General features: G+C 64.0%; 19 protein-coding genes. 13 read left to right on the forward strand and 6 right to left on the reverse strand.

Annotated features, from left to right (window positions below; all coding sequences use genetic code 11):
• The 8 genes from nusA to Q8N40_RS12595 all read left to right on the forward strand — a co-directional run bounded on the left by nusA (nt 1) and on the right by Q8N40_RS12595 (nt 10,475).
• Nucleotides 1-1,614, forward strand: coding sequence for a transcription termination factor NusA (gene nusA / locus Q8N40_RS12560; RefSeq protein WP_305712046.1), 1,614 nt, complete (start codon nt 1-3; stop codon nt 1,612-1,614).
• Nucleotides 1,615-1,689: 75 nt separating this feature from the next.
• Complete coding sequence (locus tag Q8N40_RS12565) at nt 1,690-2,421, forward strand: RNA-binding protein (RefSeq protein ID WP_305712047.1); 732 nt, start codon at nt 1,690-1,692, stop codon at nt 2,419-2,421.
• Nucleotides 2,422-2,430: 9 nt separating this feature from the next.
• The gene (infB, locus tag Q8N40_RS12570; protein ID WP_305712048.1) at nt 2,431-5,034 is read left to right on the forward strand and encodes a translation initiation factor IF-2; all 2,604 of its coding nucleotides are present in this window, start codon (nt 2,431-2,433) and stop codon (nt 5,032-5,034) included.
• A gap of 168 nt (nt 5,035-5,202) precedes the next feature.
• Complete coding sequence (gene rbfA, locus Q8N40_RS12575) at nt 5,203-5,619, forward strand: 30S ribosome-binding factor RbfA (RefSeq protein ID WP_305712049.1); 417 nt, start codon at nt 5,203-5,205, stop codon at nt 5,617-5,619.
• Entirely contained in the window at nt 5,616-6,731 is a 1,116-nt protein-coding gene (truB, locus tag Q8N40_RS12580) for a tRNA pseudouridine(55) synthase TruB (protein WP_305712050.1), read from the forward strand. The genes rbfA and truB overlap by 4 nt, the downstream gene beginning before the upstream one ends.
• Before the next feature lie 2 nt (nt 6,732-6,733).
• The gene (gene rpsO, locus Q8N40_RS12585; RefSeq protein WP_304744400.1) at nt 6,734-7,003 is read left to right on the forward strand and encodes a 30S ribosomal protein S15; all 270 of its coding nucleotides are present in this window, start codon (nt 6,734-6,736) and stop codon (nt 7,001-7,003) included.
• Between the two features lie 288 nt (nt 7,004-7,291).
• Nucleotides 7,292-9,445, forward strand: coding sequence for a polyribonucleotide nucleotidyltransferase (pnp, locus tag Q8N40_RS12590; protein ID WP_305321970.1), 2,154 nt, complete (start codon nt 7,292-7,294; stop codon nt 9,443-9,445).
• Between the two features lie 277 nt (nt 9,446-9,722).
• Nucleotides 9,723-10,475, forward strand: coding sequence for a superoxide dismutase (locus Q8N40_RS12595; protein WP_305321971.1), 753 nt, complete (start codon nt 9,723-9,725; stop codon nt 10,473-10,475).
• A 180-nt stretch (nt 10,476-10,655) separates the two neighbouring features.
• On the opposite strand, the gene Q8N40_RS12600 is transcribed toward Q8N40_RS12595, so the two are convergent.
• Nucleotides 10,656-11,588: a LysR substrate-binding domain-containing protein gene (locus Q8N40_RS12600; protein WP_305712051.1), complete on the reverse strand. Its 933-nt coding sequence runs from the start codon at nt 11,586-11,588 to the stop codon at nt 10,656-10,658.
• A gap of 327 nt (nt 11,589-11,915) precedes the next feature.
• Here Q8N40_RS12600 and katG point away from each other — a divergent pair, with 327 nt between their 5' ends.
• Both katG and Q8N40_RS12610 read left to right on the forward strand, forming a co-directional pair.
• Nucleotides 11,916-14,102, forward strand: coding sequence for a catalase/peroxidase HPI (gene katG / locus Q8N40_RS12605; RefSeq protein WP_305712052.1), 2,187 nt, complete (start codon nt 11,916-11,918; stop codon nt 14,100-14,102).
• 145 nt (nt 14,103-14,247) lie between these two features.
• The gene (locus Q8N40_RS12610) at nt 14,248-14,844 is read left to right on the forward strand and encodes a glutathione S-transferase family protein (protein WP_305321974.1); all 597 of its coding nucleotides are present in this window, start codon (nt 14,248-14,250) and stop codon (nt 14,842-14,844) included.
• 83 nt (nt 14,845-14,927) lie between these two features.
• On the opposite strand, the gene fabI is transcribed toward Q8N40_RS12610, so the two are convergent.
• The 3 genes from fabI to fabA form a co-directional block, all read right to left on the reverse strand.
• Entirely contained in the window at nt 14,928-15,734 is an 807-nt protein-coding gene (gene fabI, locus Q8N40_RS12615) for an enoyl-ACP reductase FabI (protein WP_305712053.1), read from the reverse strand.
• A 126-nt stretch (nt 15,735-15,860) separates the two neighbouring features.
• Complete coding sequence (fabB, locus tag Q8N40_RS12620) at nt 15,861-17,084, reverse strand: beta-ketoacyl-ACP synthase I (protein ID WP_305712054.1); 1,224 nt, start codon at nt 17,082-17,084, stop codon at nt 15,861-15,863.
• A gap of 68 nt (nt 17,085-17,152) precedes the next feature.
• A complete protein-coding gene (fabA, locus tag Q8N40_RS12625; RefSeq protein ID WP_305321977.1) occupies nt 17,153-17,683 on the reverse strand; it encodes a 3-hydroxyacyl-[acyl-carrier-protein] dehydratase FabA in 531 nt (176 codons plus the stop codon).
• Nucleotides 17,684-18,055: 372 nt separating this feature from the next.
• Between fabA and irrA the strand changes: the two genes are divergently transcribed.
• Nucleotides 18,056-18,541, forward strand: a complete 486-nt coding sequence (gene irrA / locus Q8N40_RS12630) for an iron response transcriptional regulator IrrA (RefSeq protein WP_305712055.1) — start codon at nt 18,056-18,058, stop codon at nt 18,539-18,541.
• 171 nt (nt 18,542-18,712) lie between these two features.
• On the opposite strand, the gene Q8N40_RS12635 is transcribed toward irrA, so the two are convergent.
• Nucleotides 18,713-19,240: an SH3 domain-containing protein gene (locus Q8N40_RS12635; protein WP_305712056.1), complete on the reverse strand. Its 528-nt coding sequence runs from the start codon at nt 19,238-19,240 to the stop codon at nt 18,713-18,715.
• A gap of 410 nt (nt 19,241-19,650) precedes the next feature.
• On the opposite strand from Q8N40_RS12635, the gene Q8N40_RS12640 reads away from it, so the two are divergent.
• A complete protein-coding gene (locus tag Q8N40_RS12640) occupies nt 19,651-20,652 on the forward strand; it encodes a D-glycerate dehydrogenase (RefSeq protein WP_305712057.1) in 1,002 nt (333 codons plus the stop codon).
• A gap of 111 nt (nt 20,653-20,763) precedes the next feature.
• On the opposite strand, the gene Q8N40_RS12645 is transcribed toward Q8N40_RS12640, so the two are convergent.
• A complete protein-coding gene (locus Q8N40_RS12645; RefSeq protein WP_305712058.1) occupies nt 20,764-21,564 on the reverse strand; it encodes a molybdopterin-synthase adenylyltransferase MoeB in 801 nt (266 codons plus the stop codon).
• 119 nt (nt 21,565-21,683) lie between these two features.
• Between Q8N40_RS12645 and Q8N40_RS12650 the strand changes: the two genes are divergently transcribed.
• A partial coding sequence (locus tag Q8N40_RS12650) for a peptidoglycan-binding domain-containing protein (protein ID WP_305712059.1) occupies nt 21,684-22,624 on the forward strand: 941 nt, incomplete at its 3' end.

Here is a 22,624-nt window from a genome sequence, read left to right on the forward strand (position 1 = left end):
ATGGCAGCTGTCAGCGCCAATAAACTTGAACTGCTGCAGATCGCGGACGCGGTGGCGCGGGAAAAATCGATCGACCGCTCGATCGTGATCGCGGCGATGGAGGACGCCATCGCCAAGGCGGCGCGGGCCCGCTACGGCAGCGAAACCGACGTCCACGCCGAGATCGACGCCAAGAAGGGCGAGTTGCGGCTTTCGCGCCACATGCTGGTGGTCGAGCAGGTCGAGAATTCGTCGAACCAGATTTCATTGATCGACGCGCAACGCGCCAATCCCGGTGCCCAGGTCGGCGACACCATCGCCGACACCCTGCCGCCGCTGGAATATGGCCGCATCGCCGCGCAATCCGCCAAGCAGGTGATCGTGCAGAAGGTGCGCGAGGCCGAGCGCGACCGGCAGTACCAGGAATTCAAGGACCGCATCGGCGATATCGTCAACGGCATCGTCAAGCGCGTCGAATATGGCAGCGTCATTGTCGATCTGGGCCGCGGCGAAGCCATCATCCGCCGCGACGAAATGCTGCCGCGCGAGGTGTTCCGCAACGGCGACCGCGTCCGCGCCTATATTTTCGACGTGCGCCGCGAAACCCGCGGACCGCAGATCTTCCTCTCCCGCACCCATCCGCAGTTCATGGCGAAGCTGTTCGCGCAGGAAGTGCCCGAGATCTATGACGGCATCGTCGAGATCAAGGCGGTGGCCCGCGATCCCGGCTCACGCGCGAAAATCGGCGTGATTTCAAGGGATTCCTCGGTCGATCCGGTCGGCGCCTGCGTCGGCATGCGCGGCTCGCGGGTGCAGGCCGTGGTCAACGAATTGCAGGGCGAGAAGATCGACATCATCCCGTGGTCGCCCGACATCGCGACCTTCGTCGTCAACGCGCTGGCGCCCGCCGAAGTCGCCAAGGTCGTGATCGACGAGGACCGCGAGCGCATCGAGGTCGTGGTTCCCGACACCAATAACCAGCTGTCGCTGGCGATCGGCCGGCGCGGCCAGAACGTTCGCCTCGCCTCGCAGCTGACCGGCTGGGACATCGACATTCTGACCGAGCAGGAAGAATCCGAGCGACGCCAGGCCGATTTCGAGAACTCTACGCGGGTGTTCATGGAAGCGCTCAATGTCGACGAAGTGGTCGGACAATTGCTGGCGTCCGAAGGCTTCACCTCGGTGGAGGAACTGGCGCTGGTCGACATCAAGGAACTGGCCGGCATCGAAGGCTTCGACGACGAAACCGCCACCGAGTTGCAGAGCCGGGCCCGCGAATATCTGGAAACGCTCGAAAGCGAGCTCGAAAACAAACGTAAGGAACTCGGTGTGGATGACGCTCTGAAGACGGTGCCCGGCGTGACCTCGAAGATGCTGGTGAAGTTCGGCGAGAACGAAATCAAGACGGTCGAGGACCTCGCCGGTTGCGCCACGGACGATCTGGTGGGCTGGACCGAGCGCAAGGAAGGCGCCGAGCCGACCAAGCATCCCGGCATTCTCGACGCCAACGAAATTTCGCGCGACGATGCCGAGAACATGATCATGCAGGCCCGCGTCATCGCCGGCTGGATCACCGAGGCCGACCTCGTCAAGAAGACCGACGAGGCCGAGGCCACCGAAGACCAGCCGGTTTGATGCGGCGATCCTTCGAAATGGAATACCGGTTCTGCGCGACCGTAACGCGCAGATGACAGGAGAGATGTCGCACGCATGCTTGCACTCGCCGACCCCGATCTCGACAACGGACCGCGGACCAACAGGTCTGCGACGGAGCGGATGTGCGCGGTCACGCGAGCGGTGCGGCCGGTCGACGAACTGATCCGGTTTGTCGTCGCCCCCGAGGGCGAGGTGATCCCGGATCTGAAGCGCAAGCTTCCCGGCCGGGGTCTGTGGGTTTCGGCTTCTCGACAGGCGGTGGCGGAAGCCGTCCGGCGTAACCAGTTCGGCAAGGGCTTCAAGCGCGAGGTCCGTGCCGCCGCCACCCTGGCGGCGGATACCGAAGCCCTGCTGGTGCGCAGCGTCAGCGAGGCGCTGGCCATGGCCGCCAAGGCCGGCCAGGTGGTATCCGGCTTCAGCAAGGTCGAGGGCGCCCTGAAACTGGGGCAGGCGCAGGCCCTGATCCATGCTTCGGACGGCGCCGCTGACGGAATCCGCAAATTGGACGCCGTCGTCAGGCAAAACGCCGGAATCGGCGAGGAATCGCCCGAATTGCCTGTCGTCACGGCGCTGACGTCAGAACAATTGGATTTGGCACTAGGGCGGTCAAATGTGATACATGCTGCCGTGCTCGCGGGCCCGGCGAGCAAGACGTTCCTGTCGCGCAGCCAACTCCTGGTCCGATACCGGATGGCGGATGACGACAAGACCGCCGGTGCCAAGAATTTGTCGAACAAGAACTCGCCTGAACAGACTGTGCGGACACGCACAACAGAACAAGATTAGGACTGCTGAATGGTTGATACGAAAACGCCTGGCGACAAGACACTGAGTGTTCCGACCAAGACCTTGACGCTGAAGCCGCGGGTCGAGACGGGCACCGTGCGCCAGAGCTTCAGCCACGGCCGGACCAAGCAGGTCGTGGTCGAAAAGCGTGGCAAGCGCCGCGTCGGTGGCGATGGGCCAGCCGATGCGCCGCACGCGCCGGAGCCGGTCGTTGCCAAGGCAGCGCCGCCGAGGCCGGCGCCGATGACCCGTCCCGCCCCGCCGGTCGCGCCGCGCGGCGGTTCGGGCGTGGTGCTGCGTACCCTCACCGAGGACGAGCGTTCCGCGCGCGCCAGCGCGCTTGCCGACGCCAAGGTCCGCGATATCGAAGAGCGCCGGCTGGCCGAAGAGGAAGCCCGGCGCCGCAATTCCAAGGAAGGCATCGAGCAGGCCGAGCGCGAAGCCGCCGAAGCCCGCCGCAAGGCCGAGGAAGATCGCCATCGCGCAGACGAGGAAGCCAAGCGCAAGGCGGAACTCGAAGCCAAGAAGCGTTTCGGCGAAGCCGAAGCCAAGACCGCCGCCGCGGCCAAGGCTGCCGCTGCGCCGGCCGCACGCGCGCCGGGGGTTGCCGCCGAGGCCACCGATGAAGACGAAGGTCCGCGCCAGATCCGTCGCGGGCCGGGCGGCGCCGTGCGCCCCGCCGTGCCGCCGAAGACCACCGCCAAGCCGGCGCCCGCCAAGCAGCGCGGCCGCCTGACGCTGGTCACGGCGCTGACCGCCGACGACGTCCGCGAGCGTTCGATCGCCTCGTTCCGCCGCCGCACCCAGCGCCTCAAGGGACACCAGTCCAATGAGCCGAAGGAAAAGCTGATTCGCGAAGTGGTGATTCCGGAAGCCATCAACATCCAGGAACTCGCCAACCGCATGTCGGAGCGCGCGGTCGACGTCATCCGCCTGCTGATGAAACAGGGCGCGATGCACAAGATCACCGATGTGATCGATGCCGACACCGCGCAGCTGATCGCCGAGGAACTCGGCCACACCGTCAAGCGCGTCGCCGCCTCGGACGTCGAGGAAGGCCTGTTCGACATCATCGACGATTCTTCCGACACCGAGCCGCGTTCGCCCGTCGTCACCGTGATGGGCCACGTCGACCACGGCAAGACCTCGCTGCTCGACGCGCTTCGCCACGCCAATGTGGTCTCGGGCGAAGCCGGCGGCATCACCCAGCATATCGGCGCCTATCAGGTGACCTCGCCGGAAAGCGGCAAGAAGATCACCTTCATCGACACCCCGGGCCACGCCGCGTTCACCGCGATGCGGGCGCGCGGCGCCAAGGTCACCGACATCGTGATCCTGGTGGTCGCGGCCGATGACGGCGTCATGCCGCAGACCATCGAGGCGATCAATCACGCCAAGGCGGCCAAGGTTCCGATGATCATCGCGATCAACAAGATCGACAAGCCCGACGCCAAGCCGGAGCGCGTGCGCACCGAGCTGCTGCAGTACGAAGTGCAGGTCGAATCGATGGGCGGCGACGTCGTCGACGTCGAGGTTTCGGCCAAGAACAAGACAAACCTCGACAAGCTGCTGGAAATGGTGGCGTTGCAGGCCGATCTGCTCGACCTCAAGACCAATGTCGAGCGTCCGGCCGAAGGCACCGTGATCGAAGCCAAGCTCGATCGCGGCCGCGGTCCGGTCGCGACCGTGCTGGTTCAGCGCGGCACATTGCGCGTCGGCGACATCATCGTCGCGGGCGCCGAAATGGGCCGTGTTCGCGCGCTGATCAACGATCAGGGCGTCACCATCGACGAGGCCGGACCGTCGGTTCCGGTGGAAGTACTCGGCTTCAACGGCCCGCCGGAAGCCGGCGATCGTCTCGCGGTCGTCGAGAACGAGGCCCGCGCCCGCCAGGTCACGAGCTATCGCGCGCATCAGAAGCGCGAGAACGCGGCTGCCTCGATTTCCGGCATGCGCGGCTCGCTCGAGCAGATGATGTCGCAGCTCAAGACCACGGGCCGCAAGGATTTCCCGCTGATCATCAAGGCCGACGTGCAGGGCTCGCTGGAAGCCATTCTCGGCTCGCTCGACAAGCTCGGCACCGAGGAAGTCATGGCGCGCATCCTGCACGCAGGTGTCGGCGGCATTTCGGAATCCGACGTGACGCTGGCGGAAGGTTTCAACGCCGCCATCATCGGCTTCAACGTCCGCGCCCACAAGGAAGCGGCCGCCGCCGCCAAGCGCAACGGCATCGAAATCCGCTACTACAACATCATCTACGACCTCGTCGATGACGTGAAGAAGGCGATGTCCGGCCTGCTGGCGCCGACGCTGCGCGAGACCATGCTGGGCAATGCCCTGATCCTGGAAGTGTTCAACATCTCCAAGGTCGGCAAGGTCGCGGGTTGCCGCGTCACCGACGGCACCGTGGAACGCGGCGCCAATGTCCGCCTGATTCGCGACAACGTCGTCGTGCATGAAGGCAAGCTGTCGACGCTGAAGCGTTTCAAGGACGAAGTGAAGGAAGTGCAGTCCGGCCAGGAATGCGGCATGGCGTTCGAGAATTACGGCGACATGCGGGCCGGCGACGTCATCGAATGTTATCGCGTGGAGACGATTCAGCGCAGCCTGTAAGTCTGAACCTTACGGCTTCGTCAGAAGGATATTGAGCCAGTTCGACGTCATTGCCCGGCCATCGCACTGAATGTGCCGGGCATACACGTCTTCAGGGATTCAATCGCAGGAAGGACGTCGATGGCCGGGACAAACCCGGCCATGACGATTTGTTTTCGAGAGACCGCCATGCCCAGTCACCACAAGAAGGACTCCGCCCCCGGCGGCTCGCAGCGTCAGTTGCGGGTCGGCGAAGTGGTGCGCCATGCCGTCGCCGACATTCTGTCGCAAGGCAGCGTGCACGATCCGGAACTCGAGGGTCACATCATCACCGTACCCGAGGTACGGATGTCGCCGGACCTGAAGCTCGCGACGGTGTACGTGATGCCGCTCGGCGGCCGCGATACCGACAAGGTGATCGCGGCGCTGGAGCGCAACAGGAAGTTCCTGCGCGGCGAGATCGCGCACCGCGTTAACCTGAAATTCGCGCCTGATATCCGCTTCCGCGTCGACGAGCGATTCGACGAAGCGGAACGAATAGAGAAATTACTGCGAACACCTGCGGTGCAAAGAGATCTCGCACCCGATTCGGACGACAAGGAATGATCGTGACCACCGCCAACAGCGTGATCGAGCCGGAAATCGGCGATTCGGAAGCGCCTGAAAAAAATATTTCTTCTGAAGCGAATCGCGACGCGAATCAGTTTCGCGACGAGAGCCGGCCGCGCTCCGGCAAGCAGCCGCGCCCCAACAACCAGATGCGGCGCGACAAGCGCGACGTCCACGGCTGGGTGATCCTCGACAAGCCGATCGGCATGACCTCGACCCAGGCGGTCGCGGTGGTGAAGCGGCTGTTCACGGCCAAGCGTGCCGGCCACGCCGGCACCCTCGATCCGCTGGCTTCCGGCGGCCTGCCGATCGCGCTCGGGGAAGCCACCAAGACGGTTCCGTTCGTGATGGACGGCCGCAAGCGTTATCGTTTTACGGTGGCCTGGGGCGAGGAACGCGACACCGACGATACCGAGGGCCGGGCCACGCAAACCAGCGACCTCAGGCCTTCCGCCGAGGACATCCGGGCCCTGCTGCCGCGCTTTACCGGGGTGATCGAGCAGATCCCGCCGCAATACTCCGCGATCAAGGTCCAGGGCGAGCGCGCCTATGATCTGGCGCGCGACGGCGAGACCGTCGATTTGAAGCCGCGGCCGGTCGAGATTCACCATTTATCCCTTGTAGAACAACCCGATAGCTCCCATTCGGTGTTCGAGGCCGAGTGCGGCAAGGGAACCTATGTGCGGGCGCTGGCCCGCGATATCGGCCGGATTCTCGGCTGTTTCGGCCATATCTGCGCGCTGCGCCGGACCCTGGTCGGTCCGTTCGGCGAAAAGGACATGATTCCGCTGGAACAGTTGCAGGCTTTGTGCGATAGAGCCGCGTCTGGCGAGGGTAGCCTCGCCGACGCGCTTTTGCCCGTTGAGACCGCGCTGGACGACATCCCGGCACTGGCCGTCACACGGGCTGATGCGGCAAGGCTCCATCGGGGCCAAGCCGTTTTGTTGCGCGGACGGGATGCGCCCAATACTAGCGGCACAGTCTATGTCACGGTGGCAGGCCGGCTTTTGGCCCTCGCCGAAATTGGCAATGGCGAACTCATCCCCAAGCGCGTGTTTAACCTGACCGGACTGACCGCCAGTTCGGCTCGCAGCAATGAAAGAGTTTGACGATGTCGATTACCGCCGAACGCAAAGCGGAAGTCATCAAGACGAATGCCAACAAGGCCGGCGACACCGGCTCGCCCGAGGTTCAGGTTGCGATCCTGTCGGAACGCATCAATAACCTCACCGGGCATTTCAAATCCCACGTGAAGGACAATCATTCACGCCGGGGCCTTTTGAAAATGGTCGCCACGCGCCGTTCCCTGCTCGATTACATCAAGCGCAAGGACGAAGGGCGTTACAAGGCGCTGCTCGAAAAGCACAATATTCGTCGTTGAGCAAAGTTCGCGCGCGCAATCTCGCGCGCGTTTTCGCATGATCTTCCGGAACCCGGACTTTCGATTTTCGAAAGATGATCATGTGCAGACACGTCCAGCAGCAATCCGGCAGCTGGGCGGGGCAAGATGCCCGTACTACCGAAGGGATGGACGCCATCCGAAATGTAAAGACCATGGCAGGATCGCTAGACGCTGATCTCGTATCGTGATCAGCGTCTAGCAATCTTGCGCATGGTCTTTGTGTTTCTGGGCTGCCGTTCTTTCGTAAACCCATGAAAGAAGACCTACATGTTCAATATTCATTCAGTCGAAATCGACTGGGGTGGGCGTCCCCTCAGGCTTGAAACCGGCAAGATCGCCCGTCAGGCCGATGGCGCCGTGCTCGCCACCTACGGAGAGACCGTAGTGCTCGCCACCGTGGTGGCCGCCAAGAACGCCCGCGACGGCGTCGACTTCCTGCCGCTGACCGTCGACTACATCGAGAAGACCTACGCTGCGGGACGCATTCCCGGCGGTTACTTCAAGCGCGAGGGCCGGCCGACCGAGAAGGAAACGCTGGTCTCCCGCCTGATCGACCGTCCGATCCGTCCGCTATTCGTCGATGGCTGGCGCAACGAGACCCAGGTCATCGTCACCGTGCTGTCGCACGACATGGAGAACGACCCCGACATTCTGGCGCTGGTTGCCGCCTCCGCGGCGCTGACCATTTCCGGAGCCCCGTTCAAGGGTCCGATCGGCGCCGCCCGCGTCGGCTTCATCAATGACGAGTACGTGCTGAACCCGACGCTCGACGAGATGGTCGAAACCCAGCTCGACCTCGTCGTCGCCGGCACCGCCGACGCCGTGCTGATGGTGGAATCCGAAGCCAAGGAACTCAACGAAGACATCATGCTCGGCGCCGTGATGTTCGGACACCGGCATTTCCAGCCGGTGGTCAACGCGATCATCGAACTCGCCGAGAAGGCCGCCAAGGAACCGCGCGACGTCAAGGTCGTCGACGAAAGCGTGCTGGAGAAGGAAATCCTCGGACTGATCGAAGCCGAGCTGCGCGCCGCCTACGCCATCCCGATCAAGCAGGACCGCTACGCGGCGGTCGGCAAGGCCAAGGAAAAGGTCATGGCGCACTTCTTCCCGGAAGGCCAGGAGCCGAAATACGACAAGCTGCGCATCGCCGGCGTGTTCAAGGAGCTGGAAGCCAAGATCGTTCGCTGGAACATCCTCGACACCGGCAAGCGCATCGACGGCCGCGACTCCAAGACCGTGCGTCAGATCATCGCCGAAGTCGGCGTGCTGCCGCGCGCCCACGGCTCGGCGCTGTTCACCCGCGGTGAAACCCAGGCGATGGTGGTGACCACGCTCGGCACCGGCGAGGACGAGCAGTACATCGACTCGCTGTCGGGCACCTACAAGGAGCAGTTCCTGCTCCATTACAACTTCCCTCCCTACTCGGTCGGTGAAACCGGACGCATGGGCGGCACCAAGCGGCGTGAAATCGGTCACGGCAAATTGGCCTGGCGCGCGATCCACCCGGTTCTGCCGCCGCACCACGAATTCCCCTACACGGTGCGTGTGGTCTCGGAGATCACCGAGTCGAACGGATCGTCGTCGATGGCATCGGTGTGCGGCGCCTCGCTGGCGCTGATGGATGCCGGCGTTCCCCTGAAGCGGCCGACGGCGGGCATCGCCATGGGCCTCATCCTGGAAGGTTCGCGCTTTGCGGTGCTGTCCGACATCCTCGGCGACGAGGATCATCTCGGCGACATGGACTTCAAGGTCGCCGGCACCGACGTCGGCATCACCTCGCTGCAGATGGACATCAAGATCGCCGGCATTACCGAGGAGATCATGAAGGTCGCACTCGGCCAGGCCAAGGATGGCCGTATCCACATCCTCGGCGAGATGTCGAAGGCGCTCACCAACGCCCGCGCCGAGCTCGGCGAATACGCGCCGCGCATCGAGACCTTCAAGATCCCGACCGACAAGATCCGTGAAGTGATCGGCACCGGCGGCAAGGTGATCCGCGAGATCGTCGAGAAAACCGGCGCCAAGGTCAACATCGACGACGACGGCACCGTGAAGGTCGCTTCCGCCGACGGCGAATCGATCAAGGCGGCGATCAAGTGGATCAAGTCGATCGCTTCCGATCCGGAGCTCGGCCAGATCTATGACGGCACCGTGGTCAAGGTGATGGAGTTCGGCGCATTCGTGAACTTCTTCGGCGCCAAGGACGGTCTCGTCCACATCAGCCAGCTCGCGGCCAACCGCGTGCAGAAGACCTCCGACGTCGTCAAGGAAGGCGACAAGGTCAAGGTCAAGCTGCTCGGCTTCGACGATCGCGGCAAGACCCGCTTGTCGATGAAGGCGGTCGACCAGACCACCGGCGAAGACCTGGAAGCCAGCCAGAAGACCGAGGCTCCGGCGCGCGAAGCCGCCGGCGAGTAATCGTCGCAACTGTGCCTGACAACGAAGGGCGGCTTTTCAGCCGCCCTTTTTGCTGGCTAAAAGCATTCCACCGATGCCATATCGATGACCGGCATGCGCGCTTACGCCGCAGGGAGGACCGAATCCACCGGTACGCCCGGCACGTAATTGATATTCGCGCGTTCTTTCGGCCACAGGCGGCCGGCAGTCGGGCCCATCCGGCCTCAACCGCCGGTGCCGTTCGTTACCATGTTCCTCAATCGAGCAACCATGCTCGCCAAAGCCAGGGAGACCTCTCATGTCCGCCATTTCTCGTCGCCATCTGGTCACGATGGCCGCAGGCATCGCTGCCGTCGCCGCCGCGCCACGCGCTGTGTTTGCCCAGGCGCCCGCCGCGGCTCCCGCTGCCGCGCCGGCGGCCGCAGGCCCCTTCGTACTCCCGCCGCTGACCTATCCAACCAATGCGTTCGAACCGCACATCGACGCCAAGACCATGGAAATCCATCATGGCCGGCATCATCAGGCGTTCATCACCAATCTCAACAATCTGGCCAAGACCAATCCGCAGCTCGGCACTGCTGCCATCCCGAACGTGCTCGGCAACATCAACGCGCTGAACGACGACATCAAATTCGCTGTTCGCAACAACCTCGGCGGCCACGCCAACCACACCATGTTCTGGGAGATCATGGGACCGAACGGCGGCAAGCCCGAGGGCGAGGTGCTGGCCGCGATCGACAAGGACCTCGGCGGCATGGAAAAATTCCAGACCGACTTCAACGCCGCGGGCGGCCGCCAGTTCGGCTCGGGCTGGGTGTTCGTCACCGTCTCCAAGGAAGGCAAGCTCGCGATCGAAACCCGTCCGAACCAGGACAATCCGATCATGGACGGCAAGCGCGCCTTGATGGGCAACGACGTCTGGGAGCATGCCTATTATCTCAACTACCAGAACCGCCGCGCCGATTACCTCAAGGCATGGTGGAACACGGTGAACTGGACCAAGGTCGCCGAGCGCTACGCCGCCGCCAAGGCCGGCACACTGGGGGTTTGAGTTCAGTCGCACGGCACCGCACGGTCTGTCCCCTCTCCCGCGCTTGCGGGGGAGGGTTAGGGTGGGGGCTCTCTCATCCGTTATCTGCAAGCAGTGTACCCGCTGAGGTACCCCCACCCCGGCCCTCCCCCGCAAGCGCGGGAGAGGGAGAAGAAGGCCCCGGCTCAGCGGCGCAACGTTTCACGCTGCGCCGCGTTCCGGGGCACGAGACTCTCCAACACTCTCCTTCACCACCTCGCCCAACGCGGCAAAGTCCGCCTTCCGCGGCGAGGTGCGGCGGTACACGAGGCCGATGCTGCGGCCGGGCTGCGGGTCTTCCAGCCGCAGGAATTTGACGCGGGCGTCGCGCCGCTCGACATCGGCGGCGATCTGCGGAATCAGCGTGACGCCGTAACCGCCCGCGACCATCTGCATCACCGTATTCAGGCTGCTGGCGCCGAACACGGTGCCCCCGCCAGCACCGCTGCGGACGCGCGTCGCGTTGGCGCAGAACGCCAGCGCCTGGTCGCGCAGGCAGTGACCGTCCTCAAGCAGGATCAGCCGACTCTGGTCGATATCTTCCGCGGCCACCCGCGCGGTCTCCTTTCGCGGATCGCTCGCCGGCACCGCCAGCAGGAACAGATCCTCGAACAGCGTAATCGTATCGATGTCGGGCTCGGCCACCGGCAGCGCGAGCATGGCGGCATCGAGCGCGCCGCTCTTGATGTCCTCGATCAACTGCCTTGTCTGGGTTTCGCGCAGCTCCAGCTGCAGTTCCGGAAACCGACTCTGCAACAACGGAAGAATCCGCGGCAGCAGATAGGGCGCCAGCGAGGGAATGACGCCGAGCGTCAGCCGCCCGGTCAGGAGACCGCTGCGGTGGCGGGCGAAGTCGACCAGATCGCGCGAGGCCGTCAACACCTCCTCGCCGCGCCGCGCGATCTCGCGTCCGACATCGGTCAGCATCACATCGCCGGGCCGCCGCTCCACCACGGCGACACCGAGGGTGCGTTCCAGATCGCGGATCTGCATCGACAGCGCGGGCTGGGTGACGGCGCAGGCCTCGGCGGCGCGGCCGAAATGGCCGTGTTTGGCCAGTGCCGAAAGATAACGTAGCTGTCGGAGCGTGATCATATCGATCAGATAAACTGATCGAGAGACCAAGACAATTCGACTGGACCTGATCTTAGATATCTTCCAAGGTGGCGATGCAGCGAATTGACTGAAGGCAACGAGCACCCCTGCGGATCCGGCTGACGTGGTTGCTCCAGATCAATGCGCCCGCGGCCTCCCCCTTGGTCAAATGCGGGCTCCGCCCCACCTGCCGGAAGGAACGACAGCCATGGCTGACCGCCCCCGATAACCGCCGGCGCGGGCAACCGAAGCCGGCCACAGAACCCATCACCCGTCGCTCCACGCGGAGCGACCCGACAAAATTACACAGCACGATCGGAGAGAAACATGGACAAGAAGACTGACGACAGCGCGGGCAAGTGCCCGTTCACCGGCGGCAGCCGCGGACACAGCAACCGCGACTGGTGGCCCGAGCACCTCGATATCGGCGTGCTGCATTCGCGCCACCCTTCCGCTGATCCGATGGGCAAGGGCTTCGACTATGCCAAGGAGTTTGAAAGCCTCGACCTCGACGCCGTGATCAAGGACCTGCATGCCCTGATGACCGACAGTCAGGAGTGGTGGCCGGCCGATTTCGGTCACTACGGCGGACTGTTCGTCCGTTTGGCCTGGCACAGCGCCGGCACCTACCGCATCACCGACGGCCGTGGCGGCGCCGGCGCCGGCCAGCAGCGCTTTGCGCCGCTCAACTCGTGGCCCGACAACGCGAACCTCGACAAGGCGCGCCGGCTGCTGTGGCCGATCAAGCAGAAGTACGGCAGCAAGCTGTCCTGGGCGGATCTTTTCGTTCTCGTCGGCAACGTCGCGCTGGAATCGATGAGCTTCAAGACGTTCGGATTCGCCGGCGGCCGCGCCGATGTGTGGGAGCCTGAAGAGCTGTATTGGGGTCCCGAAGGTACCTGGCTGGGCGATGAACGCTACAGCGGCGAACGCGAGCTCTCCGAACCGCTCGGCGCGGTGCAGATGGGCCTGATCTACGTCAATCCGGAAGGCCCGAACGGCAATCCTGATCCGGTCAAGTCGGCGAAGGACATCCGCGAGACCTTCTTCCGCATGGCGATGAACGACGAAGAAACCGTCGCACTGATCGCCGGCGGCCACACCTTCGGCAAGACGCACGGCGCCGGCGATCCGTCGCTGATCGGTGCGGACCCGGAAGGCGGCGCCATCGAGGATCAGGGCCTCGGCTGGAAGAGCAAACACGGCACCGGCATCGGCGCCGACGCCATCACCGGCGGTCCTGAAGTGACATGGTCGCAGACGCCGACGAAGTGGAGCAACCACTTCTTCGAGAACCTGTTCAACTTCGAATGGGAGCTGACCAAGAGCCGTGCCGGCGCGCAACAATGGAAGGCAAAGGGCGCCGAGCCCACGATTCCGGACGCGTTCGACAAGTCGAAGAAGCACGTTCCGACCATGCTGACCACGGACCTCGCTCTGCGCTTCGACCCGGCCTACGAGAAGATCTCGCGGCGCTTCCTCGAGAATCCGGATCAGTTCGCCGATGCGTTCGCGCGCGCCTGGTACAAGCTCACGCATCGAGACATGGGGCCGGCCGTGCGCTACCGCGGCAAGCTGGTGCCGAAGGAAACGCTGATCTGGCAGGACCCGATCCCCACGGTCGATCATCCCCTGATCGACGCCGCGGATGTCGCCGCGCTGAAGGCGAAGATCCTCGCCTCCGGCCTTACCGTGTCGCAGCTGGTCTCCACCGCATGGGCATCGGCCTCGACGTTCCGCGGCTCCGACAAGCGCGGCGGCGCCAACGGTGCGCGGATTCGCCTGAGCCCGCAGAAGGATTGGGAGGTCAACAATCCGCCGGAGCTGGCGAAGGTGCTCTCCGGCCTCGAAGCGATCCGGAAGGGGTTCGGCAAGAAAGTGTCGCTCGCCGATTTGATCGTGCTCGGCGGCGGCGCCGCGATCGAGAAGGCGGCGAAGGATGCCGGCCTGACCGTGACGGTGCCGTTCACGCCCGGCCGCATGGACGCATCGCAGGAGCAGACCGACACCGCCTCCTTCGCACCGCTCGAGCCCCGTGCCGACGGCTTTCGCAACTACATCAGCGCCAGGACGCAGTTCATGAAGCCGGAGGAAGCTCTGGTGGATCGGGCACAGCTGTTGACGCTGACGGCACCCGAGATGACCGTGCTAGTGGGCGGCCTGCGCGTGCTCGGCGCCAATGCCCGCAACTCCAGGCATGGCGTATTCACCAAGAAGCCGGAAACGCTGACCAACGACTTCTTCGTCAACCTGCTCGACATGGGCACGGAATGGCAGCCGGCCGGCTCCGGTGACGGGTATGAGGGGCGCGACCGCAAGACCAAGGCGGTGAAGTGGACCGGCAGCCGCGTCGACCTGATCTTCGGCTCGCACTCCCAGCTCCGCGCCCTCGCGGAAGTCTATGGAAGCGCCGACGCCAAGGAGAAGTTCGCGAGAGACTTCGTGGCGGCATGGACCAAGGTGATGAATGCCGATCGCTTCGATCTTGCGCCGCAGCTGCAAGCGGCGGAATAGCCGGCGCGGCGACCAACAAAGAGTGATTGGGGGCGGCCGAAAGGCCGCCCCTTTTTCTTGCCAGGGACTTGCCTGTAGAAACGACACAGGTCGAGCCGATTGTCGGGTTCGGCATGTATCGAGGGAAGAAGCAGGGAATTATCCGATGATGAAACTGTACTGGGCGCCACGCACGCGATCGTTCACCGCGCTGTGGCTGATGGAAGAAACCGGCCAGCCTTACGAGCGCGTGCTGACCGACATCGCCACCGGTGCGCAGAAGACGCCCGAATACCTCGCGATCAATCCGATGGGCAAGGTGCCGGCGCTGGGGGATGGCGACGCCACGCTGGCGGAGGCCGCGGCGATCTGCGCCTATGTGGCCGAGCGCTATCCGCAAGCCAAGCTGGCGCCGCCGCTCGGCGATCCCTTGCGCGCAAAATATCTGTACTGGCTGTTCTTCTCGCCCGGCTGCATCGAGCCCGCGATCGTGCAGATCGCCACCAAGATCGAGATGAACCCGGTCGCTGCCGGCTGGGGCGAGGCGCGGCGCGTGTTCGACGTCCTCGACACGGCGGTGAGCAAAGGCCCGTGGATCCTCGGCGACACATTCTCGGCCGCGGATATCGTCATCGGGTCGGGGCTGAATTTCGCGGTGCGGATGTTCAAGATGGTGCCGCCGCGCCCGTCCTTCGACGCCTATCTCGATCGCTGCGCGGCGCGCCCGGCGTTTCAACGCGCGGAGAAGATCGCGGCTGGGTAGACCGAAGCCCCCGCTTTATCGCGCTCACGACTGTCATCGGCTTGAACCCGGTACACCGTCATGCTGAAATCTACTCTTGAGGCCTATTCCCCAAGGTTCTTCAATTCTTCCGGCCGCGGCATCGAGATGATGTTGTAGCCGGAATCGACGTAGTGGATTTCGCCGGTGACGCCGCCCGACAGTTCCGACAGGAGATAGAGCGCCGAGCCGCCGAGTTCGTCCAGTGTCACGCCGCGGCCGAGCGGCGAGTGCTTCTGCTGGAACGCGAACATCGCGCGCGCATCGCCGATGCCCGATCCCGCCAGCGTCCGGATCGGTCCGGCCGAGATCGCGTTGATGCGAATGCCGCGCGAGCCGAAATCGGCAGCCAGATAGCGCACCGAGGCTTCCAGCGCCGCCTTGGCGACGCCCATCACGTTATAATTCGGCATCACGCGCATCGAGCCGCCGAAGGTCAGCGTGATCATTGCGCCGCCGGATTCGGGCATCAACTCGGCCGCGCGTTTGGCCAGTTCCGTGAAGGAGAAGCACGAAATCACCATGGTGCGGGAAAAGTTCTCGCGGCTGGTGTCGGCATAGCGGCCTCTCAGCTCATTCTTGTCGGAGGCGCCGATGGCATGAACCAGGAAATCCAGCTGTCCCCATTTTTCCCGGAGCGTGGCGAACAGGGAATCGACACTGGCCAGGTCTTCGACGTCGCAAGGAATCACCATGTCGACACCGAGCGACTGGGCCAGCGGCTTGACGCGCTTGCCCAGCGCATCGCCCTGATAGGTAAAGGCCAGCTCCGCGCCCTGCGCCGCCAGCGCCCGGGCAATGCCCCACGCGATCGAATGATCATTGGCGACGCCCATGATCAGCCCGCGCTTGCCCTTCATCAGGTCCTGCATCGCTTGTCCTTTATTGCCATCGTCATCATCCGCGAAAGCGGGTGATGCAGTATTGCAGAGACGTCGGTGAATGAATCGAGCAGCCGCGGATTACCGGATGCCCCGCATGCACGGGGCATGAAAGGATCACGCATCCATCCGCTTGAACACCAGGGTGGCGTTGGTGCCGCCGAAACCGAAGGAATTCGACAGCACGGTGCCAAGCTTCACATTGTCGATGCGCTTGCGCACGATCGGCATGTCGGCGAACACGGGATCGAGCTCGGTGATGTTGGCGCTCTCGCAGATGAAGCCGTTCTGCATCATCAGCAGCGAATAGATCGCCTCCTGCACGCCGGTGGCGCCGAGCGAATGTCCGGTCAACGCCTTGGTCGCCGAGATCGGCGGGCACTTGTCGCCGACGCCGAACACCTTGCGGATCGCCTCGATCTCCGGCGGATCGCCGGCCGGCGTCGAGGTGGCGTGCGGGTTGATGTAGTCGATCGGGGTTCTCACATGTTCCATGGCCATGCGCATGCAGCGCTCGGCGCCCTCGCCCGAAGGCGCCACCATGTCGTAGCCGTCGGAGGTGGCGCCGTAGCCGATGATTTCGCCGTAGATCCTGGCGCCGCGCGCCTTCGCGTGCTCGATCTCTTCCAGCACCACGACGCCGGCGCCGCCGGCGATGACGAAGCCGTCGCGGCTGACGTCATAGGGACGCGACGCGGTCGCGGGAGTATCGTTGTATTTCGACGACATCGCGCCCATCGCATCGAACAGCACCGACAGCGACCATTCGAGTTCCTCGCAGCCGCCGGCGAAGATGACGTCCTGCTTGCCGATCTGGATGGTCTCGTAGGCGTTGCCGATACAATGGTTCGAGGTGGCGCAGGCCGACGAGATCGAATAGTTGACGCCCTTGATCTTGAACCAGGTGGCGAGCGTCGCCGACGCCGTCGAGGACATCGCCTTCGGCACCGCGAAAGGTCCGACCCGCTTCGGCCCCTTGGTGCGGGTGATGTCGGCGGCTTCCACGATGGTGCGGGCCGACGGTCCGCCGGAGCCCATGATGATGCCGGTGCGAATGTTGGAAACGTCCGTCGGCTCCAGACCGGAATCCTGGATCGCCTGCTCCATGGCGATATGATTCCAGGCCGCGCCCTGGCCGAGGAAGCGCATCGCCCGGCGGTCGATGACGCCCGCCGGATCGAGCGTGGGAGCACCCTGCACCTGGGAGCGGAAACCGAGCTCGGCATACTTGTCCGCGCGCGTGATTCCGGACTTCGCCTCGTGCAGGCTCGCCAGTACTTCCTGGGTGTTGTTTCCGATGGACGAGACGATGCCCATCCCCGTGATGACAACCCGCCTCATGATCGCCTCGCCCTGTCGTTACCGTTTTGTGTGATAGCGGTCCAAACCGCACGCCGCAGCAGGAAACCTCAGGCCCCCGGCTGCAGCGCGGCTCCCTGCTTCAAGAGCCCGACCCTCAGATCCTTCGCGCGATAGATAATCTCGCCATCGGCCGAAAGCCAGCCGTCGGCGATGCCCAGCCAGAGCTTTAGGCGCATCACGCGCTTGATGTCGACGTTGTACACAATCTTGCGAACGTTCGGCATCACCTGGCCGGTAAACTTCAACTCGTTGAGGCCCAATGCCCGGCCCCGCCCCTCGCCGCCGCTCCAGCCAAGGTAGAAACCCACCATCTGCCAGAGCGCATCCAGGCCGAGACAACCCGGCATGACCGGATCGCCCTTGAAATGGCAACCGAAAAACCAGATGTCCGGATTCACGTCGAGTTCGGCCCGAACGATGCCCTTGCCGTATTCCCCGCCGGTTTCCGAGATCTCGGTAATCCGGTCGAACATCAGCATCGGGGGCAACGGCAATTGTGCGTTGCCCGGACCGAATAATTCGCCGCGGCCGCATGCCAGCAAATCCTCGTATTCGTAACTGCCGCGCCGGTCCAGCATCGTATTCAGCCTCTCAAATGTCCCGATGAGTGCTTTTGAGCGAAAAGGGCCCGATTCGCGCAGGAAGGTGCGCCAGTTGTCGCGTGTTGGCGCGAATACCGCAGTTCAGGATGGTCCTGCGGCCAACTGCGCTCGACTTTGCCGGATTCGCAAAGTTAAGTCCGCGCGCTCTCTATCATAGGCCCCGCCGGTGGCAAGCACCACCGCCAGGTAAATCGCCGCGCCTGTCACCCGGTTCCATTTAACTTAGGATCGTTCTAGTTACCATGGCGGCATTCTAGTTGCGAAATACTTGCATCTAACGGATTTCCCTCTATATTCCATGACAATATTAGTGCGACAGCGAGTGCGGTGCCTGACGTGGAAATAAGCGTGGACACTTCGATTTTGAATGACGACGCCGCCCATCCTGCATCCCGCCCCGCGGGTCACCAGCCGGCGCTGACCGGCTGCCCATGGCATGACGTCAACGAAATGCTGCAGGCGGCCGGGCTACGCCCGACCCGTCAGCGCATGGCGCTGGGCTGGCTGCTGTTCGGCAAGGGCGCCCGCCATCTCACCGCGGAAATGCTCTACGAGGAAGCCACCCTCGCCAAGGTCCCGGTATCGCTCGCCACCGTCTACAACACCCTCAACCAGCTGACCGATGCCGGCCTGCTGCGCCAGGTCAGCGTCGACGGCACCAAGACCTATTTCGACACCAACGTCACGACGCATCACCACTTCTATCTCGAAAACAGCCACGAGCTGGTCGACATTCCGGACCCGCATCTGGTGCTGCAGAAGATGCCGGATGTGCCCGAAGGCTACGAAATCGCCCGGGTCGACATGGTCGTGCGCCTGCGCAAGAAGCGCTGAGCTCCCTCAGCGAGTCGTCCCGGCCTCCCAGCCCGGACCCATAACCGCCGATGTTAATTGTTGAGGGAAGGCAACCAACCGATCGCCTTGACCGATGGGCTGCGGCGTATGGATCCCGGTTCAGCGTTCGCTTACGCTCACTTGGCCGGGACGACGTTAAGAATTTGCGCCCTAATCCACCTTCTCGTCGGCGTAGACGCCCCACAGCCGCTGCTGCTCGATCCAGCCGTCAAAGCCGTTACCGACCACGCGGCACCAGCCGGCGGAGCATTTCTTCACCTGGGCGACGACGCCGGCCTGCAGGCGGGCGGCGACGGCTGAGGCCGGGTCGGCGCGATCGTACAGCGGCGCGAGTTCGTCCTTGGCCTTCATGGTGATGACGGCGGTGCGGCGGCCCGACAGCAGCGAGTGATAGACCCAGCCCTCGGCGCCCTCGGAATCGCGGACCCGGCGCCAGTTCTCGAATTCGGCGGTGATCTCAACCGGCAGGCCGGAGCGGGTGTAGACCCAGGCCACGTCATTGTCCTTGGTCGGGCCGGCCCTGACGTTCACATGATCGGATTTGAGGCTGACATAGCGCGGCAGCGGCAGGCCGCTGGTGGTCTGGCCCGATTCCTTGGCCGAAAATCCGGGCCCGGCCGACGCACCCAGCATGCAGCCTGCGAGCACCGCCAATTTGCAAAAACGCCGCAACGCCATCAACTCGTCTCCTGCCGAGAACCCAACTCAAATTCTTCGAGCTGAAACACCGGGAATGCCCTGTACTCGCCCGACCGCCCCCGCGATCCCGATCGCGCCGCAGCGATACCGATTTCGCCCCGCCATCTGTCATTCCGGGCGGTTGGCCCGGGTCCTTGTCGGGGTTCTTGTCTTGGCCCGGCCTTCTGCTAGAGAGGACGGAACGCTCTGAACCAGGACGCGCCCGGAATTTCTCGCCGGAAATCAGCGGGAAATATCGGGGAACCCAAGAAAACGACAACAAAACCGTTACCAAACACCGGGACCGCGCGGCACGCCGCAGTGTCGAACAACCGGGTTAATGAGGCCTCAACGGCGAAGCTTTTGACGACGTAAAGGGATGGCGAGCAACAGACTCGTGAGAGCAGGAAATGCCGGCTAAGAGAAAACCGCTCGTTGTTGTCACGCGCAAATTGCCGGACTCGATCGAGACCCGGATGCGCGAGCTGTTCGACGCCCGGCTCAATCTCGACGACACGCCGATGACGCCGGAACAGATCGCCGAGGCGGTGCGGACCGCCGACGTGCTGGTGCCGACCGTCACCGACGAAATTTCGGAACAGCTTCTCAAGGACCCCGACTGCAAGCTGCGGCTGATCGCCAATTTCGGCAACGGCGTCGACAATATCGACGTGGTCGCGGCCCATGCGCGCGGCATCACCGTCACCAACACCCCGAAGGTCCTGACCGAAGACACCGCCGACATGACCATGGCGCTGATCCTGGCGGTGCCGCGGCGGCTGTTCGAGGGCGCCTCGATCCTCACCGAGGGCAAGAACTGGCCGGGCTGGTCGCCGACCTGGATGCTCGGCCATCGCATCGGCGGCAAGCGCCTGGGGATCATCGGCATGGGCCGCATCGGCCAGGCCGTGGCACGCCGCGCCCGCGCCTTCGGGCTGCAGATTCACTACCACAACCGCCGTCCCGTCGCGCCCATGATCGCCGACGAATTGGGCGCGACCTACTGGGAAAGCCTCGACCAGATGCTGGCGCGGATGGACATCATCTCGGTGAACTGTCCGCACACCCCGGCGACGTTTCATCTGCTGTCGGCGCGGCGGCTGAAGCTGATCCGCAAGGACGCCTATATCGTCAACACCGCGCGCGGCGAGGTGATTGACGAGGACACGCTGATCAAGCTGCTCGAAACCGGCGAGATCGGTGGCGCCGGCCTCGACGTGTTCGAGAACGAGCCCGCGGTCAGCCCGAAGCTGGTGCGTCTGGCCAGGGCCGGCAAGGTCGCCCTGCTGCCGCATATGGGTTCAGCCACCATCGAAGGCCGCGTCGAGATGGGCGAGAAGGTGATCATCAACATCAGAACCTTCCTCGACAACCACAAGCCGCCGGACCGCGTGTTGCCAAGCATGCTGTGAGGCCGGCAGGGCCGTTTGCAAAAATTCGCAAAACAACCCCATGTAAAGAACGGATAGATCACGGGCACCTGATAAAACACCAGATATAGTATGCCGCGGCACGCTGAATATTCAGCGGTGCGCACTCAGATCGACAATGACAGACGCATCGCCGTTGAGCGGATTGGACGGATCGCGCTTGTAGCGCAGGGTCTCGAACCGCATCGCGCGGGCGTCGATCATCAACAGCCGGCCGACCAGCCCCTCGCCGAAGCCGACGATTTCGCGGATCGCCTCCAGCGCCATCATCGATCCCAGCACGCCCGCCAGCGCGCCCAGCACGCCGGCTTCGGCGCAGGCCGGCACCGTGCCAGGCGGCGGCGGTTCGGGAAACAGACATCGGTAGGTCGGATTGAACTCACCCCCGGCGTTGGTTTCATGCGCGCGGATCGTGGTCAGCGACCCGTCGAACATGCCGAGTGCTGCCGTGATCAGCGGTTTTCCCGCGAGGAAACACGCATCTGAAATCAGATAGCGGGTTTCGAAATTGTCGGAACCATCGAGCACCAGATCGTAACTGCCGATCAGCTCCATCGCATTGCCGGCCGTCAGCCGCGAGGCGTGCGCGGCGAAGCGGACATGGGGATTGAGCGCATAGATTTGCCCTGCGGCGCTGTCGACCTTCTGGCGGCCGATATCCGGCGTGGAATGGATGATCTGACGCTGCAGATTGGACAGCGACACCAGGTCGTCGTCGACCGCGCCGAGCGTGCCGACACCGGCCGCGGCGAGATACATCAGCGCCGGCGCGCCGAGACCGCCGGCCCCGATCACCAGCACGGCGGCTTCCTTCAGCGCAGCCTGGCCGGGGCCGCCGACCTCGCGCAGCACGATGTGGCGGGCGTATCGTTCGAGTTCCTCCGCGCTCAGCATGATCTAGCTTGATCCTTTTTGATCGCCACTACCAATACTCCTGCCTGAACCATGGCGCAGCTGTTGCCGACCAGGCAGATGTGCTTAATTACGCTTACTTCAATCGACCGGGACCTGTCATGAGATCGTTGCTGACGGCAACATTGATGTTCGCGGCGATGGGGGCTTCCGCCCAGGCTCAGTTGACGCCGCCGGCCACGGCAGGCGCCAGGCCGAAGCCCGTCACCACCGTACCGATCCGCCCCGCGCTGCAGACCCCGGCCGATACCGCCAATGCGATGCCGCAGGCGGAGCGCCTGGCGATCCAGTCCGATCTGGCCTGGGTCGGGCAGTACAATGGCGCGATCACGGGCGAAGTCAGCGAGCGCATGGTCGCCGCCATCAAGGAATTCCAGAAGGGCCGTGGCAGCAAGCAGACCGGCGTGCTCAATCCGCAGGAACGCGGCATGCTTGCCGAGACGGCGAAGCGCAAGCAGGAAAACGTCGGCTGGAAGATCGTCACTGATCCCGGCACCGGCGCGCGGCTTGGCGTGCCGACCAAGCTGGTGCCGCAGCAAGCTTCCGACAACAATGGCGCCAGATGGACTTCGGCCACCGGCACCGTGCAGATTCAGCTGGCCCGCCGCAAGCAGGCCAATCCGACCACCGCCAAACTCGCCGAGCAGGAGAAGAAGGAGCCCGCCGGGCGCAAGATCGACTACACCGTGGTGAAGCCGGATTTCTTCGTGCTGTCGGGATTGCAGGGCCTGAAGAAATTCTATGTGCGCGGGACGTTTAGGGGCGATGAGGTCCGCATCCTCACCATCCTGTACGACCAGGCCACCGAGAACACCGTCGAGCCGGTGGTGATCGCGATGTCGAGCGCCTTCAACCCGTTCCCGGCGGGCGCGCAGGTCGCCGGCCCGCCGCCGCGCAAGACCGTCGAATACGGCACCGGCATCGTCGTCAGCGCCGACGGCGCCATCATTGCCGACCGCCAGGTCACCGACAGCTGTCTTGCGATCGCGATCGCAGGCCACGGCAACGCCGACCGCGTCGCCGAGGACAAGGATCACGATCT

Source organism: Bradyrhizobium sp., assembly GCF_030693485.1.
In the GTDB taxonomy this organism is placed as follows: Bacteria; Pseudomonadota; Alphaproteobacteria; order Rhizobiales; family Xanthobacteraceae; genus Bradyrhizobium.

What these genes read in the sequence shown, in the direction of transcription:
- nusA (WP_305712046.1), top strand. Translation starts at nt 1, where the DNA reads ATGGCAGCTGTCAGCGCCAATAAACTTGAACTGCTGCAGATCGCGGAC.
- Q8N40_RS12565 (WP_305712047.1), top strand. Translation starts at nt 1,690, where the DNA reads ATGCTTGCACTCGCCGACCCCGATCTCGACAACGGACCGCGGACCAAC.
- infB (WP_305712048.1), top strand. Translation starts at nt 2,431, where the DNA reads ATGGTTGATACGAAAACGCCTGGCGACAAGACACTGAGTGTTCCGACC.
- rbfA (WP_305712049.1), top strand. Translation starts at nt 5,203, where the DNA reads ATGCCCAGTCACCACAAGAAGGACTCCGCCCCCGGCGGCTCGCAGCGT.
- truB (WP_305712050.1), top strand. Translation starts at nt 5,616, where the DNA reads ATGATCGTGACCACCGCCAACAGCGTGATCGAGCCGGAAATCGGCGAT.
- rpsO (WP_304744400.1), top strand. Translation starts at nt 6,734, where the DNA reads ATGTCGATTACCGCCGAACGCAAAGCGGAAGTCATCAAGACGAATGCC.
- pnp (WP_305321970.1), top strand. Translation starts at nt 7,292, where the DNA reads ATGTTCAATATTCATTCAGTCGAAATCGACTGGGGTGGGCGTCCCCTC.
- Q8N40_RS12595 (WP_305321971.1), top strand. Translation starts at nt 9,723, where the DNA reads ATGTCCGCCATTTCTCGTCGCCATCTGGTCACGATGGCCGCAGGCATC.
- Q8N40_RS12600 (WP_305712051.1), bottom strand. Translation starts at nt 11,588, where the DNA reads ATGATCACGCTCCGACAGCTACGTTATCTTTCGGCACTGGCCAAACAC.
- katG (WP_305712052.1), top strand. Translation starts at nt 11,916, where the DNA reads ATGGACAAGAAGACTGACGACAGCGCGGGCAAGTGCCCGTTCACCGGC.
- Q8N40_RS12610 (WP_305321974.1), top strand. Translation starts at nt 14,248, where the DNA reads ATGATGAAACTGTACTGGGCGCCACGCACGCGATCGTTCACCGCGCTG.
- fabI (WP_305712053.1), bottom strand. Translation starts at nt 15,734, where the DNA reads ATGCAGGACCTGATGAAGGGCAAGCGCGGGCTGATCATGGGCGTCGCC.
- fabB (WP_305712054.1), bottom strand. Translation starts at nt 17,084, where the DNA reads ATGAGGCGGGTTGTCATCACGGGGATGGGCATCGTCTCGTCCATCGGA.
- fabA (WP_305321977.1), bottom strand. Translation starts at nt 17,683, where the DNA reads ATGCTGGACCGGCGCGGCAGTTACGAATACGAGGATTTGCTGGCATGC.
- Q8N40_RS12635 (WP_305712056.1), bottom strand. Translation starts at nt 19,240, where the DNA reads ATGGCGTTGCGGCGTTTTTGCAAATTGGCGGTGCTCGCAGGCTGCATG.
- Q8N40_RS12640 (WP_305712057.1), top strand. Translation starts at nt 19,651, where the DNA reads ATGCCGGCTAAGAGAAAACCGCTCGTTGTTGTCACGCGCAAATTGCCG.
- Q8N40_RS12645 (WP_305712058.1), bottom strand. Translation starts at nt 21,564, where the DNA reads ATGCTGAGCGCGGAGGAACTCGAACGATACGCCCGCCACATCGTGCTG.